This window comes from Candidatus Aquicultor sp. (assembly GCF_054640775.1).
The window spans coordinates 1-22,653 of record NZ_JBTSLF010000025.1 but is presented as its reverse complement, the minus strand read 5'-3'; the positions used below and the strand labels follow the sequence as shown (position 1 = coordinate 22,653).

The window sequence follows — 22,653 nt, the reverse complement described above, 5'->3', positions numbered from 1 at the left end:
GCGGAAAAGTAATTGATGTGATTCGGGGGGCATACCCACCACTCGTTTAAATTAAATTCGGTGTCGGCAACCACTTGAAAATCGTTAAACTCGTTTGGAACATCAATGATGAGTAAACCACCGGGTTTCAGTAGTTTTTTCTTAATGTTTGTTAAGGTCTCAGCCGGCTGGCGTAGGTGTTCAAGCACGTTTAGTAATGTAACGATGTCAAATCGTCTCGAACCGACGCAAGAAAAATCCTCTATCCCCGCCTGGAAGACCTCTAGACCTTGTTGCTTGGCATATTCCACCCCCTCGGGCGATGGCTCTAAACCACTTACATCAAGGCCCTTGTCCCGGAAATACAGAAGGGCTTGAGCAAAACCAAATCCTATATCAAACAATGAACGCCCGCTAAGGCCGCCGAGAAGTTCGGTGCTAATGCTATATAAAGACACCCACCGGCTATCAAAGAAGTCCTTTTCTTCGGTCTGCACTTCGATCGTGGAATCATTAAATTGTTTGTATTCTGAGGAATAGAAATCTTCTTGATAGTAGCGCTCTACCTCTTCCTGAGCCGGCACCGGATCGACCCTAAGATAACCATATACCGGATCGGCAATTACTTTGTATTGATGCTCCACAGCTCACCACCTTTGCAAACAGCTAATTGGGTAGGTGCTTGAGAATCGCTTGTACGCACCTCTTAACACCGAGCCCGTCTACTAAGTTCATAGAAGCTTTAGAATACAGTTTTAGTATAGCAGGATTGCTTATAAAAAAATCTATTGATTGCTTAATATTCCCAGCTTTCACTTTATCATGCTCACCAATATAGAATAGTAAGTCGCGCTTAGCCAGTTCTTTAATAGGTTGAACCTGATTCTCCGCAACCGTTACAACAAGTGATGGTAAGCCTAAGCAGAAACGCTCCCAGGTCGTAATTCCGGCGGCCCCGATATACATATCAGCGTTAGCCATAAGCTCAGCCATATTATCAACGTAAGAGTAGCAAATTACGTAGGACATATTATTCGCAATTTCTTCCGTGAGGGCTTTGTGGGGATTATTCACCCCTATTACCACATCAACTTTAATATCAGCCCTACTAAGCATTCTTATCGCCTCGAGCGCTTTTGATGTTTCATTGGTTAGGTCACTACCTCCAAAGAAAACTAGAATCCTATTGACCTTACCATCACGCTGCCCCAAGTTTTGTCGGATCTGGTGAAATTCCGGGCGCATTAGGACATATTGCGGCCCTAGTAATTGCTCGCAATGATAGGGAACGAGGTTCTTATAGCGGCGCTCAGGATTCTCATATAGGTTCTGGTCCAACAAGAGATCACACTTATGGAGTCTATCTGCCAAATCGTCGATAATCATTATATGCTCGATATAGGGTTGCACGTAGGATTCCCACCTATGATCCAAAGCATAGTGGTCTATAATAAGCCATTCTATAGGCTGTTCAAGACTGCCTAAGCAATCCACAGTTTGTTGAGCATCCACTTCCCAATCCACACCAAGCCAGCGTGCGTGAAATGGCTGTTCCGCACAATCAATATTTTGTGTAGCGTTATAAGGCAAGTGATAAACCGAGTAGCCCTTATTCTCTATAACGTGACATAGATTACCCGGTAAATCGCGACTCACAAATGATACATTGCGGCCCAACTGCCGCAGTCCATCAGCAAGGACCAAGCAACGCATTACGTGGCCACTACCAATATCTGTCGATGCATCGACACGCACAACAATATTCATTCATGTGATCCCTTCAGGTGGATTAGCGTACCTTAAATAAGGGTTCCAGGGGTCTGCAGCGAAGATCTCTATCTAAGGTTTTATTCTCTACCGCATCCTTAATCAAAGGCAATACCTCTTCATAGGAGAAGAGCAACTGTGATATATCGGTATCACTATGAGCATAACTCATGTTATGTGTCCCCAAAGTAAGTATCCCCCGAGCAAATATCTCCTGTAAGAAAAGTGTTTTAATTTGCCAACTTGAATAGGATTCAACATCCTTAATTACAAGAAATGACCAGCTTGGATGACCCACTACTGAGAAGATACGGTCGATGTCATTCTTTTCAATTAGATCACGCAAACCCGTTATTATTTTCTGGCCTTGGGTTTCCAATACCTTAACCACATTACACCGCTGCAGTTTATTCATAGCAGCCTTGGCCGCTGCGAGTGAGAGTGTCTCGCCCCCAAAGGTAAACGAGAAGAAAACATCTTCCATTAATCGCATAATTTCCGCTCTTCCTACAACAGCAGATAATGGATAACCGTTTGCCAAACTCTTGCCGAAGGTTGCTAAATCCGGAGTGACATTGAAATACTCTTGAGCTCCCCCGTTCGCATAGCGAAAACCTGTGACCGTTTCGTCGAACACGAGAACGGCACCGTTTCTATGGGTAAGGTCTTTGACTTTTTCCAAAAAATCGCTCATGGGCTCATAAAGATTCATTGGCTCCATAATGACCGCAGCGACCTCATCAGGGTACTTATCAAAGATTTTTTGGAGAGAATCGATATCGTTATAGATGAAGCTGTGAGTAAGAGCCTGTGTCGATTTAGGAACCCCAAGATTGCGAGCAGTGGAACCTATAAACCAATCTTGCCAACCATGATAGCCGCACACTGCGACATGATCACGCTCTGTGTAAGCTCGCGCTATCCGAATTGCACCCGCTGTCGCATCGGAGCCGTTTTTGCCAAAGCGCACCATCTCAGCGCACGGCACGATTTCTATAATTTTTTCAGCTACCTCAACTTCAATAGGGTGAGGTAATGAGAATATAACCCCCTCCTCAAGCTGGGCACGTACCGCTGCAGTAACATCGGGGTCATTGTAGCCTAACGTTATTGCCGCTAGGCTATTTATAAAATCTATATATTCGTTGCCATCAACGTCCCATACATGGCTGCCGAGCCCTCTCTCTATAAAATATGGGGACACTCCAAAAGGATATTGGGTCTTGCTCTTGCTAAACGTTTGCGTTCCTAATGGTATAGTCTTGAGCGCCCTTTCCAACATTTCTTCGGAATGCTGATAACGTTCTGACATGCTTACCTCCTCTTATCCTCTTGTATAAATATAAGGTCTTTATCCACGGACTTTTTAAGACCTTCGTTCCTCTGATAATGAGTGTTTATCGTCCTTAAATCCGGATTAAGCTCTAAAAACTCCAAGATATCTTTGGTTGAAAACGTCGGATTCGACGGATAAAGCGCCTCATAAACTCGTGTCACCAGCTCAAAATCAACTAGCTCATCAACCGTCCAGCGAAGCTGGGATAGATCGATATCATTTTTAACCACACCAATTCGAAAACGGTCAGGTTGTTGATAAATAAAGGCGGTAACGTGCTCTCTATGCGAAGGTAACTCTGCTTCCCTCCATGCTTGCTCTAAACACAAAAACCGGAATACTTCAGCATCGAGACCATCGGGATATGTTGGTTCGAGCGCATCACTCGTGTAATCAAAAACACCCTTTATGTGAGTCTCGATAACCTTGTCGATAAGCTGTGGGTCTGCAAGTGGGCAATCACCGGTAAGGCGCACCATGTGATCGGGCTGAAATGGTTTGGCAGCCTGGTAAAAACGATCAAGCACGTCGTCGAGATCTCCTCGAAAACAAGCTATATCGTTGTGCAGGCAGAGCTGCTCTATCGGATCGTCCGTCAAATCGGTGCTCGTGGCAACCACTAACCTATCTATGAGGCGCGAATGCTTTATGCGCTCGATTTGCCGTAAAAGCATGGGGACACCGAGAATCGGCTTCAATACCTTTCCGGGCAAACGCGTTGATGAGGTTCTTGCCTGCAGAATCGCTAGAATCATTATCCGGCAATCCTCCATTCGGACGGGTTTATTATAGAGGTATTCGTAATCGCAAATTCAGTGAACTGTTCCTTTGCTAGCGGCTTTACATCAGAACAAATCTCCTGCAACTGTCGGTGATTGTTCACACCGCATATCACGCTATCAATCTCATCTAAGCCCATTACAAAACCAAGCGCCGCCTGGACTGGTGAGAGCCCCATCCTGCTGATGGCTTTGTGATAGGTTTGGAAATGCTCCTTTATGGCGTTGAAATACGAGGGGATGTGATCGGGCTCCATCAACAATAAGCCTTGCAAAAACGCGGAACGAGCATGAACCTCGACGCCTAAATCCCTGAGCTTTTGTAAGTGACCGCTGTTGATTAAGCGCTGATCGAATACATTGACCGGTAGTTGCACTAAGTCTACTCGATACTTCTCAATAACCCTATCTATGTGCTCCGCCGTGTAAACAGAGACGCCGATCTTTTCGACGAGACCGCGGCCCTTAAGCGCAACCATCCTGTCTATTAAAAACTGTCCATTCTCGGTTAATAGATCGTCTGCATTATGAATAAGCAAACCATAGAGAGAAGACTGCCGTAATTTGGAGAGCGACTGGTAAAACGTATCTTCAAGCAATTGCGCATCACCAGGGGTAATGCGGTCTTTCTTAAATTGGGGTGTTTTTGTCACTATAGAAAAGGATTGGCTGTCAGACAGCGCCGTACCTAAAGTTTCTTCACTGGTTCCATAGAGCGAAGCGGTATCAATAACTCGAATTCCACCCCGACCCGCTACTTCTAATATTTTTATTACTTCCTCTGGCAGTGTTTGGCCTTCCTGATTTGATATGCCATAATCCAAGCCAAATTGGACGGCGCCTAAGCCAAGTTTCATTGTAGCGCCTCCCTGAGCTTGGCTACAACGTAATCCTGCTCCTCTTCTGTTAAACCATAATAGAGAGGCAGGCTTATTGCTTCGGAGTAATATTTCTCGGCCTCCGGAAAGTCGCCCGCATTGAAGCCAAGGTTTCGGTAATACGGTTGGGTATGAACCGGGATATAATGAACGTTGACGCCAATGTTCGCCTCGCGAAGTGCCTCGAAAACTTGACGGCGGGATTTACCAATAACCTCATGGTTCAGCCGAATTACGTAGAGATGATATGCACTATTTGAGTCTGGTTTTCGCCAAGGTAACATAACCGGCAAATCCTTCAGTAGCTCATTATAGCGGTTGGCGAGCGCATGACGCCTCTGAACAAATTCGTCTAAACGGTTTAGCTGGCTTGCGCCGAGGGCGGCCTGGATATCGGTCATCCGGTAATTGAAGCCGAGGTCGAGCTGCTGGTAATACCATGGCCCATGGGACTGACCTTCCATAATGTCCGGGTTGCGGGTGATACCGTGCGTGCGCAGGCGGATCAATGCGTCATACAAATCCTCGCGATTTGTAAGAACCATGCCGCCTTCACCTGTGGTTATAAGCTTAACCGGATGAAAGCTAAAAACGGTCATATCAGAATAGTCGCATGCGCCTACTTTTGCGCCCCGATAGCGCCCGCCAATAGCATGACAAGCATCCTCAATAACAGTAAAACCGTACTGCTGGGAGAGGTCGGCTATCGCGTCCATTTCGCAGGATTGGCCGGCAAAATGAACCGGAACCACTACCTTCGGTAGCTTTCCCGCTTTCTTGGCCGCTGCAAGCTTACGCTCCAACGCCCCGGTGCTCATATTGTATGTTCGCGCATCGATATCGACAAAATCGATGTCGGCACCGCAGTAAAGCCCACAGTTGGCTGAAGCGACGAATGTATTAGGAGACGTCCACAGAGTATCTCCAGGAGCGAGCCCCACAGCAAGGCAAGCGAGATGAAGCGCCGCGGTGCCGTTGGTAACTGCAACCGCATAAGTAGCCCCGCAATATTCAGCAACCGCATGTTCAAATCGCTCGATGGCCGGACCTTGCGTGAGCCAATCGGATTTCAAAGCCTCCACTACCGCCTGAATATCCACCTCATTTATATCCTGCTTACCATACGGGATAAACTGCACTATACGTTCATCTCTCTCAGCTGCTCAACGGTTAGAAATACTGGATTACTGCCTGAGTTGTACTCAAAACCTTGCTCGACCGGTGTTCCTTTCTCCCCGAGCGGATTAATCTCATAATTAACGGGAGTTAGGAAGGTTATCGCTGGGCGAATTACGTAGTGGTCATGAAACTCTAGCGTTAAATGGGAATCGTCACCAGGGCACATGACTTCATGCAACTTTTCGCCCGGCCTGATGCCGATTATTTTAGCCGGCATACCCGGCGACATTGACTCAACTAGATCAAATATCCGCATGGATGGAATCTTTGGCACAAAGATCTCTCCACCCTGCATGCGTTGAAAGTTCTTAAGAACAAAATCTACACCTTGCGGCAATGTGATCCAAAATCTGGTCATCTGTGGATGCGTCACAGGCAATTCCTTGGCTCCTTCAGAGACCAATTTCTTAAAGAACGGTACGACTGAACCCCGGGAGCCCACTACATTACCGTACCGCACAACTGAAAAACGCGTCTTATGACCTCCTGCAATATTGTTAGCGGCAACGAAAAGCTTATCCGATACGAGCTTTGTGGCCCCATACAAGTTAATAGGATTGGCCGCTTTATCCGTCGATAGAGCTATGACTTTTTCAACTTCGTTATTTATTGCAGCCTTAATGACGTTTTCAGCACCATAGATATTGGTTTTTACGCACTCCATAGGATTGTATTCAGCGGCCGGCACCTGCTTTAACGCGGCGGCGTGGATAATGTAATCCACGCCGCTCATTGCCTGGTTAAGGCGATCCCCATCTCTGACATCGCCGATGAAATAGCGCATCTCAGGAGTATCGTACACCTGCTGCATCTCAAACTGCTTCAACTCATCCCGCGAGAAGACAACGAGCCTTCTTGGCTTAAACCTGCTAAGAATCATCTCTACGCATTGTTTCCCAAAAGAGCCTGTCCCACCTGTAATAAGTATCGTCTTGTCATTAAACATATTTTTGACCACCTTGCCCAAGTATCATAATCAAATATTATAGATATCGGCCTTATAGCGCTTGAGATTCTCCGGATCGGTGAACCACGCCGCCGTATCTTGTAACCCCCTCTTAAATCCTTCACGACCGCCGTATACCGGCACCCAGCCGAGGAGTTCTTTTGCCTTGGAGTTGTCCGCCCAAAGGCGCTCCACTTCGCTTTTCTCAGGGCGAATACGGATATCATCGGTCTCAATCTCAATATCCGCTCCCATGGCCTCGGCGATTAGCTGCGCGGTGTCTCCGATTGAAATCTCGTAGTTGCTTCCGATGTTTATTACTTCACCTGTGGACCGATCCGATTCTGCGATAGCTATAAAGCCAGATACAGTATCCTTCACATAATTGAAATCGCGCGTTGGACGAAGTGAACCTAGTTTGATAATCCGCTTCCCATTAGCAATCTGAGTGATTACCGTAGGGATAATAGCTCTTGCCGATTGCCTCGGACCGTAGGTATTGAACGGCCTGATTATTGAAACAGGCGTATTAAACGCACTGTAAAACGATAATGCGATCTGGTCGGCGCCGATTTTCGTAGCTGAATATGGAGATTGGCCTTGCAGCGGATGATCCTCGGTGATCGGCACGAACCGAGCCGTCCCATATACTTCGCTCGTCGAGGTGTGAACAACCTTTTCCACTCCCAGTTCCCGGGCTGTCTGCACAACATTTAACGTTCCCTTTATATTCGTATCCACATAGGTGTCTGGAGAATGATACGAATAAGGGATGGCTATCAGTGCGGCCAGGTGCAGCACTATATCGCAGCCTGCCATGGCTTTTCTTACGCCATAAGAATCGCGGATATCTCCAGAAAAGACATCTAGATTGTTACGGATATCTTGCGAAGAAGTATCAAGCCAGCCCCAGGAATTAAAGGAATTATAATACACAAAGGCACGAACGTCGCATCCTCGCCTCACTAATTCTTCTGTAAGATGAGAGCCGATAAAACCATCCGCTCCTGTAACTAAAATCTTCTTGGTTTGTAAATTCACGCCTTACCCCTTAATTAGCAACGCACCTTAAATTAGCCGATAGACCCGTGAACTATCTCGCATATAGGCGGCAAGTTCCTCAAACCGCACATCATCCGTTTCTACACAAACGATAATGGCATCAGCTTGATCGGTGTGAAGTTCGTCAAGCTTTACAGCTGGGTATTCAAGTATAACCTTCACGGCCCCCGCCTTTTCATCGTTGATAATGCCAAGCACCTTTAACCCGACTTCTGACGAGACGATAATTGCTACCTCGGTCAACTCATTTACCCCATACAAGAGAACAGATGCGACCCCTTGCCTTGCAACATCCTCAAGTCTATCGGCAATATCTCTCCTCGCCTGGCGGTAAAACTCGATTGTGTTGAGCGTCCACCTCATTGCCAGGCGGCTTTTTGCGAGAACCCCCGCGTGAGTCAAGTGATATGTTAGCGAACGGTTGTTCTCGCCGCGAATTTTTACAAGGCCTTTATGGACAAGGTTCTTCAGAAGAGAATTGGTAATGCCGAGAGCAACCCCGAGACGGTTCGAAAGCTCACGCTGGGATATCTTAGGGTTTTTCTCGATCTCTTCTAAGGCCCTGAGGTCAAGCATTGATTTGGTTTCTTTTAGAAAGATTTCGTCGTCATTCATTGAATTCTGGGTGGATTGTGCTGCATCAGTCTCAGGTTCTCTGTTCTTCGTAATGTTGCCTATCGAATTATTGTTCATAACTTGAACATAGTGTACCATAGTCCAGTTAAGCAAAGCAAGTTCAAGGTCACTAGTGCGGTTTTGATATGCGAAATACACATAGTATAATCCAAGTAGGTTCAAGATGCCTGGATATCTAGGCTACTCCATTGAGAAAAGAGAGCGTTAGCGATTAAAAATACCGAGGTAATCAAGGATACTTTTAGAGCCAAAGACACGATCCGCTCAGTAGCGGTATACTCGGGTGCACATCCGGCACATGAGAAGATGCTCAGTAAGTGCTGCACCAAGAGCATTAAAATGCTCGGAGAGTGGTCGGTTGGCAGAAACATCTCAGGCATGGATAAACTCACATCGTATCTATCCACCGCCTGGCGGTTAAGAAAAAGCGATATTGACGCCGTGGTGATCGAGGGCACGACACCCAGCGTTCTAATGGCGCCCCTCATAGGATGCTGCAACCGGCGAAAGAAATCCGTCATAGCTCTTTGCGCGGATGATGCTCTTTACCGCACCTTCGTTCAAGGTAATCGCTTGATGCAAATACTAACCTGGTTTAGCTTCAATTTCATCTCAGGCATAGTTGCCGTGGGAGACCTCACAACCAAGCTTGCTCGAGAACACCTCAAACCGCTTCCTATTGAGGTTAGATACCCTCCCATTGCAAAGCCCAAGGTGAATGAGATGGCAGTGCTTAAGCCATCGCTCGATTGGCACACCATCATCCTGATCGGTAGCGGAAGCGCTTATGTCAAGGGTGTGGATATCGCAACCCGCTGCCTCGAGATACTGCAAGAGAAGTTTCCGGATGCCCGCTTAACCATCCTTGGATTGCCGGAGGTTAAAGAACGGCCGGGACTAACAGTGCCCGGTGCGGTAGCGGATATCAGGCCGTATTTATCCGAAGCGTCTGTGCTTATCCATCCCGGTCGGGGAGATGCATTCCCCGTCGTAATCCTGGAGTCGATGCTCGCAGGTGTCGTTCCCTTTCTTTCCGAGTGGACAGGGGCTTTAAGCATAGCGCACGAGGTCGATCCAAACCTGGTCGTGCCACTCAACGCCGAGGAATTTGCCGAGCGCATTGGTACTTTTTGGAGTGCATCACCTGAGCACAGGCAAACTCTCTCGAACAAATGCAAGCAAGTAGCCAAAGAATTTACCGCAAAAACAGCCGCACAACCTTCGTTGAGGCCGTTTATTGAACGCGTTGCGGCAACAAAAAAGAGCCGGGGGTAAATCCAGCTCCTTCTTGCTTTATTTATTCAACCTTATGCGGTTGAGCGTCGCCTCAACATCAGCCAGGCGCCTGAAATCATCAAAGAGAGTGAGAATGCCAGCAGCAGGTCTGTGTTCATTCCATAGGCAACCGTCGATCCCGATGCATAATCCGGACCAAGCCACGCATCAATTGGGGAGAGGGATTTGGTAATACCGGTTATCGTATGACTGACCGTATCAACGCTTACCGTTATGTCTTCCCACTTCGAGCCGTTCCAGTGTCTAAGCTTAAGGTTCTTCGGATTGCCGTTTATCAAGGTTGGATCGTAATGAACCGTCACTGTAACATCGCCCGTGAAGGTTGCTTTCGTATCTACGTCGAACACATAGCCACGGATTCTGAAATTATCCTCCGGTCCTCCGTAAGGTGGGTCGGTAATCGTTACGACCGTGGTTGTTCCGGGCTGTGTAATCTTAGTAAAGGTCAGGTCGATAATACCCACGGTAACTTGTACATTGGTACCGCTTCCCGTCGGAACATTTGGATACGTCTTTGCACTCGCGGCAGCGCCCGGATTCGATGCGTTGCCGGCTGCATCATAGGCCACAACCGAGCAGGTATATGTCGTATCTGATGTCAACCCATTGATTGTGTAGCTGTTTGTCGAGATACCGGAGACCGTCTGCGTCGAACCGCTTGTCGGTTTATACGACAAACTATATTTGGCGACGTCGACGTTATCCGCCGGGGTATCCCAGGTGACCTTCACGCTGGTTGGAGACATCGCCGTCGCCACCGTATTTGTAGGGGCATCCGGTTTGGTCAAGTCTACGCTGAATGAACGGCTGTTAGTCACCGACTCGGTCCCGTTCGCTGATACCGAGAAATAAGAGAGCGTATACGATCCCTCCGGTACATCTGCAATTGCCGGGTCTACATACGTTTCCAGTGCCCCCGAATCCCACTGGTAGTACGTCGTGCCGGGTTGATCCGACTGCAATGAAATCTGCGGTTTGCTCTTATACCAACCATCGGTCCCGTCTGGATATGGTGGGGTAACGGTAAGTGATGTTACCGGTGTGTTAGCAAATTTAGTGCTAAAGCTCCAAGAGGCGGCCGGTGATAAGCTTGTACCTGCCAGATCCTTTACGCCCGCGATAGTGACCGTATAAGTGGTGTTATAGACCAGCGAGCTTGGGTAGAATGTGGCGGTCTTGCTTGCCTGATCATAACTCACCGTACCCTGAACGGTATTATTATTTCCATCCTTGACCTCAAACGTAGTATTGTTCACCGATGTAGGATCGATATCCTCACTGAAGATTGCGGTAATATTGGTTCCAACGTTTAGCCCGGTGCCGGTCGGTCCATACGACTTTACATAAGGTGCGGCTTTGTCGGCGGTTACGTTGAGCGTTGTCTCCGAGCTCACATTTCCCGCCATATCCGTTACCCGAGCCTTGATAGTATAACTTCCGTCAGAGGGCACGGTCCAGTTGTAGCTCCAGGAGGTCGTGCCCGTCACCGAGCGCCAGGTATTAGTGTCACTGATAAATATCTCTACTTTCGATATGCCCGAGCCCCCGGTATCAATTGCGGTTCCGCTGATAGTGGTGCTCTCGACCGTCAGTCGTGCACCATTAAGTGGAGCGGCAACACTTACTGATGGAACCGATAGATCCATCTTCAATACCTGCGACCTGATGATCTCGGTATTGGGGACCGTATCCACTGAATAGAAGTAGAGGGTGTGCTGACCTTCAAGCGGTCTAAATCCGCTGGTGGCAGCATCATAGTAAAGCCAGGAGGCTGTCGCTGTCGAATCCCATTGGTACTTCGTGGTGCCCGGCTCGTTCCTCATAAGCATAATTGACGGCATGCTTTTAAACCACCCGTTACTACCATCCGGATATATCGGGTTGGTAGAGAGTGTCGTCACCGGGGGCGTAGCATCGTCAACGTTTATCGTAAAGGTTGAAGTCGATTTTTTCACGTTACCCGCTGAATCAACCGCATTAATGTACCAGGTATGCGTGTCTGCAGAGAGCGGCGTTGTGACCGTATATGAGGTCGCCGACGGCGAGATATTATCCTTATTGACAATACCATCGACAACGAGCTGGTACTTGGATATTCCGGATACGCTATCGTTGCTGGCATTCCAGGTAAATGTCGGGTAGCTCGCATTGTTTGTGCTCGCGTTATTCGCCGGGGCGGTGATATCGAAGACATCCGGCGCCGATGTGTCTACGTTAAACGCCTTGCTCTTAACCGTTTCGGCATTGTTTGCAGTGTCCAATGACCGGTAATACAGCGTATGTTTTCCTTGAGTTGCTGTAATGCTGCCGGTGGCATACGTTTGCCAGCCGGAGCTATCCCACTGGAATTCGGTTGCCCCCGGCTCGTTTCTAGTTAACGAGATATCCGGCGCTGTTTTAAACCAACCGCTGGCACCATCCGCAAACGTCGGGCTGGTAGACAATGTCGTCATGGGCGGGATAACATCGGCGACGTTGAGCGTAAACGTTGAGGTTGACTTCGTTATGTTACCCGCTGAATCAACCGCATTAATGTACCAGGTATGGGTATCTGCAGAGAGCGGTGTTGTGACCGTATATGAGGTCGATGACGGCGAGATGTTGTCTTTGTTTATCGTGCCATCGATAACCAGCTGGTACTTGGCCAGGTTGGTATCGGTGCTTGCCGCCCAGGTAAAGGTCGGATAGCTTGTGTTGTTGGTATCTGAATTGTCGGCCGGCCCGGTCATCGCAAAGCTCGCCGGGGCTGTTGTGTCAAGCTTGAAGGATTTACTCTTGATAACTTCTGGGTTTTGGGCCGAGTCCTCGGAACGGTAGTACAGGGTATGCTGGCCTTCCGGTACGGTGAAACTTACGGTAGAAGCCAAAACCTCAGTATCGGCTGAGCTATCCCAGTGGTAATATGTTTTTCCCGGCTCGCTTCTTGTTAACGTGACGGTGGGCGTGGTTTCATACCAGCTGTTAGTGCCATCCGGATACACCGGGCTAACAGAGAGCGATGTTACCGGAGCGACCTTGTCGCCGACTATTATGGTATTGGTCGAGGTCGATTGCGTTATGTTGCCCGCTGAATCAACCGCATTAATGTACCAGGTATGGGTGTCTGCAGAGAGCGGTGTTGTGACCGTATATGAGGTCGATGACGGCGAGATGTTGTCCTTATTGACGTTACCATCTACAACGAGCTGGTACTTGGCCAGGTTGGTATCGGTACTTGCCTCCCAGGTAAACTGTTGACGAACCGAGTTGTCTGAGCCCGAGAGGTTTCCCGGGGTGATGATATCGAAAGCCGTTGGATACACCGTATCAATCTTATAAGACTTGCTCTTTACGGTTTCGGTGTTTGTAGCACTGTCCAGTGAGTAATAGTACAGCGTGAACTGACCGTCCGAAACGGGAACGTGATCGCTATACAGTTGCCAGCCACCCGGGTTTGTCGAATCTATCTGATAGCGGGTTGTGCCGGGTTCGTTTCTAGTGAGCGTAATAGCAGGCATTGTCTTAAACCAGCCGTTAGTGCCATTCGGATACGATGGGCTGGAAGACAGCGTCGTTACCGGCGGCACAACATCGGTAACATTTAACGTAAACGTTGAGCTTGAGCTAATCGTGTTACCGGCGGTATCAACCGCCCGAATAAACCATGTGTGTATGCCTGGGGTGAGTGGCATTGTGACCGTATATGAGGTCGCCGATGGCGAGATGTTGTCCTTCTTTAATAAACCATCGACAAAGAGCTGGTATTTCGATAAACCCGATCCTGCATCGGAGCTTGCCGACCAACTAAATGTCGGGTAGCTTGCGTTGTTGGTAAAACTGCCGTCCGTTGGTGCATTGATATCAAAGGATGTAGGTGCCACCACATCCACGTTAAACGTTTTACTCTTGGTGATCTCCGTATTGCTGGATGTATCGTATGAATAATAAGTGAGCGTATGCTTGCCTTCCGGAATGGTGAAGCTACCTGTGTAGATTAGCTCGCCACCGGCATCAATTTGGTAGCTGGTCGTACCGGCCTCGTTTTTGCTGAGAACCACAGTCGGAGCGGTTTTATACCAGCCGTTAGTACCGTTCGGATACGATGGGCTGGTAGAGAGCGATGTTACCGGCGGCACAACATCTTTAACGATAATCGTATAAGACGTACCCCCGTTTGCATCCCTGGTATTACCGGCGGCGTCGACCGCCCGTATATACCATGTATGTGTGCCGGGAGAAAGCGTGGTCGTAAGCGTATATGAGGTCGCTGAAAGCGAGATCTTGTCCTTCTTTAATAAACCATCGACAAAGAGCTGGTACTTCGATAACCCCGATAGTCCTGTATCGGAGGTTGCCAGCCAGCTGAATGTCGGATAACTTGCATTGTCTATCGAACTTCCATCCGCCGGCCCGCTCATAGCAAAGGATGCCGGAGCCCCCGTATCCACGTTATAGGTTTGGGACTTGTATGTTTCAATATTGCCAGCCGAATCGACTGAGTAATAGTAGAGCGTGGATTGCCCTTCCGGCGCTGTAAAGGTGCCCGTGAAAGGTTTGAAGCCGGCGGGTGCCGTTGAATCCCACTGGTAGTAGATCGTACCCGGCTCGTTTTCACTAATGTTGATAACCGGCGCGGTTTTGAACCAGCCGTTCGTACCGTTTGCATACGATGGGCTTGATGAAACCGAAGACACCGGTGGCACTTTATCGACCACGGTAAAACTGTTCGTCGATGAAGATCCGGTGTTTCCGGCGCCATCGACCGCTTTTACGGTCCAGTTATGACTACCAGAGCTAAGCGGTGCCGTTAACGTGTAGGATAATTGTGAGGCCGATGTCTCTGTCTTCAGCGAGCCGTCGATATAGACCTGGTACTTTGCTACACCTGAGCCCGTATCAGAAGCGGCGGTCCAAGTAAATGTCGGGTAAATTGCATTTGTCGTGGATGTTCCATCCTCCGGCGTACCAAGAGGAACGCTGCTAGGAGTTGAGGCATCGATATTAAATGTCGCACTCTTTACGGTCTCCGTATTGTTGGCTAAATCCACCGATTGATAATAGAGAATATGTGTTCCGGCGGCAGCGGTAAGACTTGTCGAATAGGGTTTGAAGCCGGCAGGTGCCGTTGAATCCCACTGGTAGTAGGTCGTGCCGGTTTCGTTTCTGCTAAACGAAATGGACGGTGACGTCTTAACCCATGCTCCGCTATAGGAAGGGCTGGTTGACATCTGCGTTACCGGGGCTATTTTATCGATAACATTAAGTGTAAACGATGAAGTATCCCGTGTATTGTCCGCTGCATCGATCGCCCTTACGAACCATGTATGCGGACCTTGGGTTAATATCGTCGAAGACGAGCATGATAGCTCAGAGGATGTAACCTCTTTATCCTGCTTGCCATCGATAAAGAGCCGGTATTTTGCAGTGCCGGACTCGGTATCGTTACTCGAACCCCATGAGAAGGCCGGTAGGCTTATGTTGTCGGCATTATTCCCGTTTGCCGGCGAAACAAGGCTGAACGCCGGTGGGGGTGTCATATCTATCTTAAATGTCTGGTTTTTATAGGCCTCTGAATTGCCGGCCGTATCTTTCGAGTAGTAATAAAGCGTGTGCTGGCCTGTCATAGCGGCAAAGCTCGCTGAATAAGTCTGCCAGCCGGCGGTTGCGGTCGAATCCCATTGATAGTACGTGATTCCCGCTTCGCTGTGCGCGAGCGTGATGGATGGCTGCGCATTAACCCAACCGCCGCTATATGATGGGACCGTCGATAAGGTTGTCGTCGGCGACGCTGCGTCAACAGTAAACGGCCCGAGGTGGGCGGTGCTCGTCCAGTTGCCGGCCTTATCCTTGGTGCTTATATGCACATACCAGATACCATCCGCAAGCTGAGAACTCGAGAACGAAGCCGTCGTCCCCGTGATATCTACGGTTCTGTCCGGGAGTGTCGTTGCTGAGTTACTCCACTGAATAGAATAGCCGTCGACACCGGAAACGGCATCGCTCGCCCCGGAGATCGTGATATCGATCGTGTTGTCTGACGAAGTGCTACCGGCCGTATGGCTTGGGCTGGTAACCGTTGGATCGTTTGGCAATCCACTATCTACTTTGAATGCCTGGCTCTTGTATGCCTCGACATTACCAGTGGTATCTATCGAATAGTAATACAACGTATGTTGGCCTTCTATCGCTTGAAAATCACCGGTATATGTGGTCCAGGCACCGGAAGTTGAATCCCACTGGTACTTCGTCGTTCCCAACGTTGAACAGGCCAGCGAAATGGTCGGCACTGTCTTAAACCAGTCGTCGTCTCCGTTCGGATACGCAGGATTTGAAATAGAAAGATGGGTCTCAGGCCCGACAGAGCCGGAAGAGAACACGCAGCTATACACACCGCCGCCATCAGACCCGGCATAGACGGTTTTATCGAGGCAGTAGCATGGCGTCGGGTCGATGGATGGAATAAGTTTATGCATAAGACCGTTGTTTACCTGGTTCCAGGAAGTACCGGCATCGGTCGTCTTGTAAACACCACCATTGGTGCCAGCAAAAACGGTATCATCTTTGCTCCTGGTATAACCCGGTGATATGGCAACTGCGAGAATATACCGATCGGTACTCGAGATACCGCTGTTCATCTGTGTCCAGGCGTCCCCCCTGTTGGTGGTCTTAAAGACGCCTCCGCCGTAAGTTCCGATGAAGACTGTGTTATCCGTCGGGAAATCAAGCGAGATGGCGATGTCTGTTATGAGAAGATTTGAAAGGCCGGTGTTTATCTGAACCCAGGAGGTACCACCGTTATTTGAGCGGTAGATACCGCCGCCGTACGTTCCGACATAGACGATGTTATCAACACTGAAGTTCGGAGATACGGCAATCGTCCTTACATCGGTATTGGTAAGACCGCTATTTATAGCTATCCAGGTACTTCCCCCGTTGCTGGTTTTAAATATGCCGCCTGCGGTACCGGCAAAAACGGTGTGATCGGTAGTATAATTCGGAGAAACGATCACCGAGCGAATGTCGAGACTGCTAAGCCCCGTATTTATCGCCGACCATGAATCTCCAGCATTCGTTGAGACAAATACGCCGCCTGCGGTACCGGCAAAAACGGTGTGATCGGTTGCGAATTCCAGGGACACTGCAACCGAGCGAACATTCAGGTTGGTGAGACCGGTGTTTACTTGCGTCCAGTCATGCCCCTTGTTGGTAGACCTGTAGACGCCGTTGCTTGCAGTACCGGCAAACATCGTGTAATCCTTGGCGTAGTTTGGCGATATGTTGATCGCCTTAACGTTGCTGTCGGTAAGGCCGACGTTTGTCCAGACATCATCCGCTAACGCAAAAGAAGGCAAGGCTAGCGCCATGCCGATTATTGTAAGGATGAGTACTATGAGAAACCTATTGCTGATATGCAATCTATTGTCTCCTTTGCCTTTGTTAGCTATCATTTCAGCACCTCTGCCTTCTTCTTGATCGCCCCTATATCAACTCCGAAGGGTCTCATTTGAATAACTGTTTCATATTGTTTCCTGGCGTTGCCTTTATCGTTCTTTTCAACGTAAAGGTCGCCGAGCGCTATTCGCGCCGTTACAAAGTTTTTATTGAGCTTAATCGTAGTTTCAAGCGCTTGAATCGCCTTGGTAAAGTTTCCTTGAGATTTATAGATGATAGCGAGGTTGTAATGGGCTTCAGGCTGGTTGGGGTTTGACTTAAGCGATGCCCTGTACTCATCAGATGCTTTGTCTAGCTGGCCTTTCGCCTCGTAGCTTTGGGCTAGGTTGAGATGAGTTTTTGCGTCGGCCGGGTCGAGTTTCTTCGCCTGCTCCAAACGCTGTATCGCCGCATCAAACTTGCCATTGGTATAGGCGCTGAGGCCCGAAGCGTAGGCTTTTTGCTGCTCCGCTTTTATCCTCTGACTTTCTTGTTTAACCCGCTCATCGCGAATTTGCGTTATGGCCAGCGTGGCCGCAATGAGGATTAGGATGGCAAACAAAGCGATGATGTGCTTCATGTGCTTTGCAACGGCCAGGGACATCAGGCCTGAAAAAGATTTTAGCCCTCCTGGCGTTACCGTTTGGTTCTTAGGTACGCCGGTGCTGGGCTTGCTTAATTCAACCCTACTCGTCGCTTCTGGTTTAAGTTTAATGGCCGAAAGCTTCAAACCCAATCTCCTTCTAAATAAAAAAAGACCCATTTTTTGGGTCGGTTCCGCTATTTGCTCCCTCTATCTCATAAGCGGCCAAATTGGAGTTAGAGTTCTTCGCATCCCTGGTAAGTTCAGTCTTTGCTCTGTCGTAGGGCTTCTTATACTGTTGGGTTATTCTTTTTTTAACGCAAATCGGCTCGGTAAACCAAATATTGCTTGCTTGAAATTTTACCAACTTATGCCATGACAGTCAACATAAATTATGTTAGAAACTGTGAGGTAACGTATTCGTTACTACTGGTGAGCTAAGAAATCTGGGTAGCAAACCCGCTGGTACAAAGCTAAACCTGTAAATCACCAGCTAGCCGTCGTCTGTAGTACTCTAATTAGCTAAATTCGAATAGAGGTATACGTTCTAAAAAGAGCGAAAGTGGTAGGTACGGTACAATCTGATTACATAACCGCAAAATAAGGGTATAAAACAACCTGGAATTTATCAAACGCAAGAAGAATCGCCTATATTTGTAAAGGAGACCGCTATGAAAAAACCTGTAGTTAACCACGATGAGTGCATTGGAGACGGCATCTGCGAACAAATCTGCCCGGAGGTTTTTGAGCTGCGCGATGACGGTCTGGCCTACGTCATCAACGAGAATCCCGACGAGTCGCTCTACGAGAAAATCGAAGAAGCCGTAGAAGAATGTCCGGCCGTCGCCATCACGTTTGACGAGGAGTAATGGAGCCGGGAGCCGGGCTAGCTTCTTGAGATAAACACTACGCCAAGACCAATGAGGGCGGCCCCTGCAAAACGGATTGCGCTCACCGGCTCGTTCATGAAACGCCAGGAAATGATCATAACAAGGACGTAGCCAAGACCTGCAAAGGGATATGCAAAGCTTAAGTTGACCCTTGAAAGAACGATGAGCCAGACAATCGACGAGAGAAAATAAAGGGCTAAGCCGGACAGGATATACGGATGCAAGAATGTCTTGAAGAGCATGTCTTTGTAATAGACCAGGTCACCGGTACCGATACGGCCGACCTGGTTCATGCCGCTCTTAAGCAACAGCTGCCCGGCAATGGCGAGCGTAATACTAAATACTATTAATACAATTGATCGAGCCATCTTGTCTCCTTATATCCTATCCATTAGAGCCCTCTTAGTTTGAATTTAGCGATCATTTTAAGATACTGGACGATCGTCCTTGATACCTTTATTTTGCTTTTACCGACCTTCTGGTCGTACTTGAGCATGAAGCCCACCTCGTCGATTTTAGCACCAAGCGAGCGAAGCTTCAAAAGTATTTCAGGAGTCACCGAGAACCCTGTCTCCTGGATAAAACCATCACCGAATTTACTAAACCCCTGCTTTATGATTTCAGCCCGAAACGCCCTATAGCCGCAGGTGTAATCGCGCAACCCCTTTGTCGGGAAAAACACCGTGAGCAACGTGCCGGAACCGCGGCTTAGAAACTTCCTGAACGACGACAATCCCCTCTCGACACCGCCGGGCGCAAATCTCGATGCGATAACAATATCATTTCCCTGTTCTATTCTTTCGATCATCGGAGGCATATAAACCGGATCATGCGTCGCATCACCATCGAGGGTTATGATTATATCCCCGTCCGCACTTATTTCGGCGGCTTTCTTTAAACCTTTTGCCATCGTTTTACCAAGGCCCGCATTCGGGCGGTTCTCAAGGGGCAGAATAGTATATTTGGCGGATAATTCCTTGATGATCTCGGGAGTCGCATCGGTGCTTCCATCATCGACAACTATAATGGTGTAAGCGAACCCGTTCGCCTGCGCCATGTTTGCAATGCCCTCGACAAGAACACCGAGGTTGCCTTCTTCGTTATAGGCGGGTATTACGATGTAGAGCATAGTTTTACCTCTGTTTAAAAACAGCGATTGGCAGGGTAGCTTCACCTGTATTCCTTATTAATCGCCATTCGCTAATCGCTGCTCTTCCAAGATATCGGCGATTCTCTGACTCGCATGCCCATCTCCATAAGGATTAACGGCGCGAGCCATTTTATTATATTCCCCAACATTACCCAACAAAAGCTGGGCCGCATCCGCGATTTTCTTCGTGTCGCGGCCGACCACCCGCACGGTACCGGCCTCCACGCCCTCGGGGCGCTCTGTGACCTCCCGCAAGACGAGTACGGGTTTGCCGAGCGATGGGGCCTCCTCTTGTATCCCGCCCGAATCGGTCAATATAAGGTATGACTTATCTATCAACTGGACAAACGGTTCGTAATCAAGCGGCATTATTAAGTGGATCCGCTCGACGTCGCCCAGGATATCGCGCGCCGTCTGCTGCACCAGCGGGTTTAAGTGAACGGAAAACACGACCTCGATATCGGGATTCTTGAGAGCGATTTCCTTGATTGCCCTGCATATCTGCTGCAGCGGTTCACCCCAGTTCTCCCGGCGGTGGGACGTAACTAAGACGATTCGTTTATTATCGAAATCAACCGCTTTGAGATCGGGTTGCGTGAAAGTATAGTCCGGTTTAACGGTCTGGACCAGCGCGTCGATAACGGTGTTTCCCGTTACATAAATGCGCTCCTCGGGTATGCCGCAGGCCAGAAGGTTATGCTTCGACGTCTGGGTAGGCGGGAAATGGTAATCCGCAATAACGGTTGTAAGCGCCCTGTTTATCTCCTCTGGAAACGGGTGGTGCTTATCGAAGGAGCGTAGACCCGCCTCGACATGGCCGACCTTTACTTTTAAATAGAAGGCCGCGAGCGCGGCGATAAAGGTGGTCGTCGTGTCGCCCTGGACGAGGATGATGTCCGGTTTTGCGTCTTCAAGAACCGGCCTCAACCCGAGCAACGCTCTGCTCGTAATATCGAAAAGGTCTTGACCCGGTTTCATAATATCCAGGTCGTAATCGGGTTGTATCTTGAAAAGATCGAGCACCTGGTCGAGCATCTCGCGATGCTGAGCGGTAACCGCCACAACCGACTCAAAGGTAGCGGAACGACGTTCCAGCTCCTTGACTACGGGAGCCATCTTGATCGCTTCAGGACGCGTCCCGAAAATAGAGAGTACTTTTAGCCTGTCTTTACCCATGCAAACCCCCGTATTATGCGTCAACCAGCTGTTGTCTGAAAAACTCTGCGGTGCGCTCCAACCCTTGTTGGATATCGACCTGCGGCGCCCAGCCGAGTTCCTCCTTGGCCCTCTCGTTAGTGAGGTATGTGCGCTCAAGCTCACCGTGTCTCACCGGATAATACACCGCATCCTTTTGATACCCGGTTATGCCTTTGAGTCTCTCAAAAAGCTCATTGACCGATGTGCCGGTCGCGGTTCCTATGTTTATCCTTTGGTTGTTCCCTTTCTCGAGCGAGAGGACATTTGCACGCACGACATCGCCTACAAACACATAGTCGCGAAGCTGCTCGCCGGTGCCAAATATCTTGACCTCGCCCCCTTCAAGCATCGCTCGTGCAAAGATAGCGATAACGCCGGCTTCGCCGTGGGGGTCTTGCCGTGGCCCGTAGATGTTGCCGTATCTGAGCGCGGTATAATTAAGCCCGTGAAGGGCTTGAAAGCAGCTTAAGTAGTACTCCCCGGCGACTTTTGCCGCCCCGTAGGGGGCAAGCGGGTCAAGAGGGGTGCTCTCATCTGCCGGCAACACGCTCGGTTCTCCATAGATGGCCCCGCCAGAGGAGGCAAAGATGACTTTTCGTGTCTCGTGTTTGACGCACAGCTGAAGAAGGTTGAGCATGCCGACGACGTTTACCTGTGCATCATAGGAGGGGTCTAGTACCGACCTTCTTACGTCGATCTGCGCTGCGTGGTGGTTGAGAACATCCGGCTTTTCTTTGGCAAATACCAGCTCGACCTCGGGCGAGCGGATATCCAGTTTATACAGGCGTGCTTTGGGATTGATGTTTGCTTCGCTCCCGCTTGAGAGGTTGTCGATAACGGCCACGTCGTGGCCCGCCTCGATATAGGCGTCAACGATATTCGAGCCGATAAAACCGGCTCCCCCGGTCATTACTATACGCAAAAAACCACCACCCTTTTTAACGCCGCCGTTTAACTACGAAAAGCATACGGGCGGCACAGTATGATTACCGGAATTACATGCTTAGATTACATATCCGGATTGACTTCAGTATATCTTTTTCTCTTGCTGGATACCATAATTTTAGCTATTCTTGATTCAGCATCGTTACCTGACAAAGTTTCTCTGCAAGCAAGGAGAACCTGAGTATGAATCTGCCTCTATTGATGGCTATCATCTTTTTAATAAACCTCCCCTTTGGCTATTGGCGTGCAAACCAAGAGCGGTACTCCAGGGGATGGTTTTTAGCGGTGCACCTGCCCGTACCTGCTATCATCGTACTTCGACTGGCTTTTGGCTTTAGCTGGATGGCCTTACCCTTTACCGTGCTCGCGTTTTTTATCGGCCAGTTCATCGGCGGGCGTACCCGATTGCTGCTTAGCCGACGCATGTAAAGTAAGTCGTTTACGGCTTATATTTTTTACCGCCAAGGATAAATGAAAAAGGATATTCCGCCGCTTTCTCAACCAGCCCGTTGCGCACCGGATTCTCATAAATAAAAAGCGCCGTAGTTATTATTTCCTCGTCGGGCAAGGGATAGTCTATAAAATCGGGGCGCCACACCGCATCTTTGTAACCGACCCGC

The 22,653-nt window shown here is 49.0% G+C and carries 18 protein-coding genes and 1 pseudogene; 3 read left to right on the top strand and 16 right to left on the bottom strand.

Annotated elements, in window-relative coordinates:
* The 9 genes from ACYC56_RS03755 to ACYC56_RS03715 form a co-directional block, all read right to left on the bottom strand.
* Positions 1–623, bottom strand: a 623-nt coding sequence (locus ACYC56_RS03755) for a class I SAM-dependent methyltransferase (protein ID WP_461372842.1), incomplete at its 3' end; no start/stop codon positions are given.
* A 22-nt stretch (positions 624–645) separates the two neighbouring features.
* Positions 646–1,746 (bottom strand): UDP-2,4-diacetamido-2,4,6-trideoxy-beta-L-altropyranose hydrolase, encoded by a 1,101-nt coding sequence (gene pseG / locus ACYC56_RS03750; protein WP_461372841.1) that lies wholly within the window; start codon positions 1,744–1,746, stop codon positions 646–648.
* A 22-nt stretch (positions 1,747–1,768) separates the two neighbouring features.
* Positions 1,769–3,058 carry an aminotransferase class III-fold pyridoxal phosphate-dependent enzyme gene (locus ACYC56_RS03745; RefSeq protein WP_461372840.1) on the bottom strand — a complete coding sequence of 430 codons (1,290 nt, stop codon included), beginning with the start codon at positions 3,056–3,058 and terminating at the stop codon, positions 1,769–1,771.
* A gap of 2 nt (positions 3,059–3,060) precedes the next feature.
* Positions 3,061–3,837 carry a cytidylyltransferase domain-containing protein gene (locus ACYC56_RS03740; protein WP_461372839.1) on the bottom strand — a complete coding sequence of 259 codons (777 nt, stop codon included), beginning with the start codon at positions 3,835–3,837 and terminating at the stop codon, positions 3,061–3,063.
* The gene (locus ACYC56_RS03735; protein WP_461372838.1) at positions 3,837–4,718 is read right to left on the bottom strand and encodes an aldo/keto reductase; all 882 of its coding nucleotides are present in this window, start codon (positions 4,716–4,718) and stop codon (positions 3,837–3,839) included. Before ACYC56_RS03735 ends, ACYC56_RS03740 begins: the two co-directional genes overlap by 1 nt.
* A complete protein-coding gene (gene pseC / locus ACYC56_RS03730) occupies positions 4,715–5,881 on the bottom strand; it encodes a UDP-4-amino-4,6-dideoxy-N-acetyl-beta-L-altrosamine transaminase (RefSeq protein ID WP_461372843.1) in 1,167 nt (388 codons plus the stop codon). The genes ACYC56_RS03735 and pseC overlap by 4 nt, the downstream gene beginning before the upstream one ends.
* A complete protein-coding gene (gene pseB / locus ACYC56_RS03725; RefSeq protein ID WP_461372837.1) occupies positions 5,878–6,864 on the bottom strand; it encodes a UDP-N-acetylglucosamine 4,6-dehydratase (inverting) in 987 nt (328 codons plus the stop codon). Before pseB ends, pseC begins: the two co-directional genes overlap by 4 nt.
* A 30-nt stretch (positions 6,865–6,894) precedes the next feature.
* Positions 6,895–7,905 carry an NAD-dependent 4,6-dehydratase LegB gene (locus tag ACYC56_RS03720; RefSeq protein WP_461372836.1) on the bottom strand — a complete coding sequence of 337 codons (1,011 nt, stop codon included), beginning with the start codon at positions 7,903–7,905 and terminating at the stop codon, positions 6,895–6,897.
* 27 nt (positions 7,906–7,932) lie between these two features.
* Complete coding sequence (locus ACYC56_RS03715; RefSeq protein WP_461372835.1) at positions 7,933–8,541, bottom strand: winged helix-turn-helix transcriptional regulator; 609 nt, start codon at positions 8,539–8,541, stop codon at positions 7,933–7,935.
* A 327-nt stretch (positions 8,542–8,868) separates the two neighbouring features.
* Here ACYC56_RS03715 and ACYC56_RS03710 point away from each other — a divergent pair, with 327 nt between their 5' ends.
* Entirely contained in the window at positions 8,869–9,837 is a 969-nt protein-coding gene (locus tag ACYC56_RS03710; protein ID WP_461372834.1) for a glycosyltransferase, read from the top strand.
* A gap of 32 nt (positions 9,838–9,869) precedes the next feature.
* Here the strand turns inward: ACYC56_RS03710 and ACYC56_RS03705 are convergent, their stop codons facing one another.
* A complete protein-coding gene (locus tag ACYC56_RS03705) occupies positions 9,870–17,285 on the bottom strand; it encodes an Ig-like domain-containing protein (protein WP_461372833.1) in 7,416 nt (2,471 codons plus the stop codon).
* Positions 17,282–17,998 (bottom strand): tetratricopeptide repeat protein, encoded by a 717-nt coding sequence (locus ACYC56_RS03700; RefSeq protein WP_461372832.1) that lies wholly within the window; start codon positions 17,996–17,998, stop codon positions 17,282–17,284. The genes ACYC56_RS03705 and ACYC56_RS03700 overlap by 4 nt, the downstream gene beginning before the upstream one ends.
* Before the next feature lie 524 nt (positions 17,999–18,522).
* Here ACYC56_RS03700 and ACYC56_RS03695 point away from each other — a divergent pair.
* Complete coding sequence (locus tag ACYC56_RS03695; protein WP_461372831.1) at positions 18,523–18,720, top strand: ferredoxin; 198 nt, start codon at positions 18,523–18,525, stop codon at positions 18,718–18,720.
* A 17-nt stretch (positions 18,721–18,737) separates the two neighbouring features.
* Here the strand turns inward: ACYC56_RS03695 and ACYC56_RS03690 are convergent, their stop codons facing one another.
* The 4 genes from ACYC56_RS03690 to ACYC56_RS03675 are packed head-to-tail and all read right to left on the bottom strand — an operon-like array spanning position 18,738 to position 22,010.
* The gene (locus tag ACYC56_RS03690) at positions 18,738–19,109 is read right to left on the bottom strand and encodes a DMT family transporter (protein ID WP_461372830.1); all 372 of its coding nucleotides are present in this window, start codon (positions 19,107–19,109) and stop codon (positions 18,738–18,740) included.
* 23 nt (positions 19,110–19,132) lie between these two features.
* Positions 19,133–19,870: a glycosyltransferase gene (locus tag ACYC56_RS03685; protein ID WP_461372829.1), complete on the bottom strand. Its 738-nt coding sequence runs from the start codon at positions 19,868–19,870 to the stop codon at positions 19,133–19,135.
* Between the two features lie 57 nt (positions 19,871–19,927).
* A complete protein-coding gene (wecB, locus tag ACYC56_RS03680; RefSeq protein ID WP_461372828.1) occupies positions 19,928–21,067 on the bottom strand; it encodes a non-hydrolyzing UDP-N-acetylglucosamine 2-epimerase in 1,140 nt (379 codons plus the stop codon).
* Positions 21,068–21,080: 13 nt separating this feature from the next.
* Complete coding sequence (locus ACYC56_RS03675; RefSeq protein ID WP_461372827.1) at positions 21,081–22,010, bottom strand: NAD-dependent epimerase/dehydratase family protein; 930 nt, start codon at positions 22,008–22,010, stop codon at positions 21,081–21,083.
* Between the two features lie 206 nt (positions 22,011–22,216).
* On the opposite strand from ACYC56_RS03675, the gene ACYC56_RS03670 reads away from it, so the two are divergent.
* Entirely contained in the window at positions 22,217–22,462 is a 246-nt protein-coding gene (locus ACYC56_RS03670; RefSeq protein ID WP_461372826.1) for a hypothetical protein, read from the top strand.
* 10 nt (positions 22,463–22,472) lie between these two features.
* On the opposite strand, the pseudogene ACYC56_RS03665 reads toward ACYC56_RS03670, so the two are convergent.
* Positions 22,473–22,653, bottom strand: a pseudogene (locus tag ACYC56_RS03665) (hypothetical protein); the annotation flags it as partial.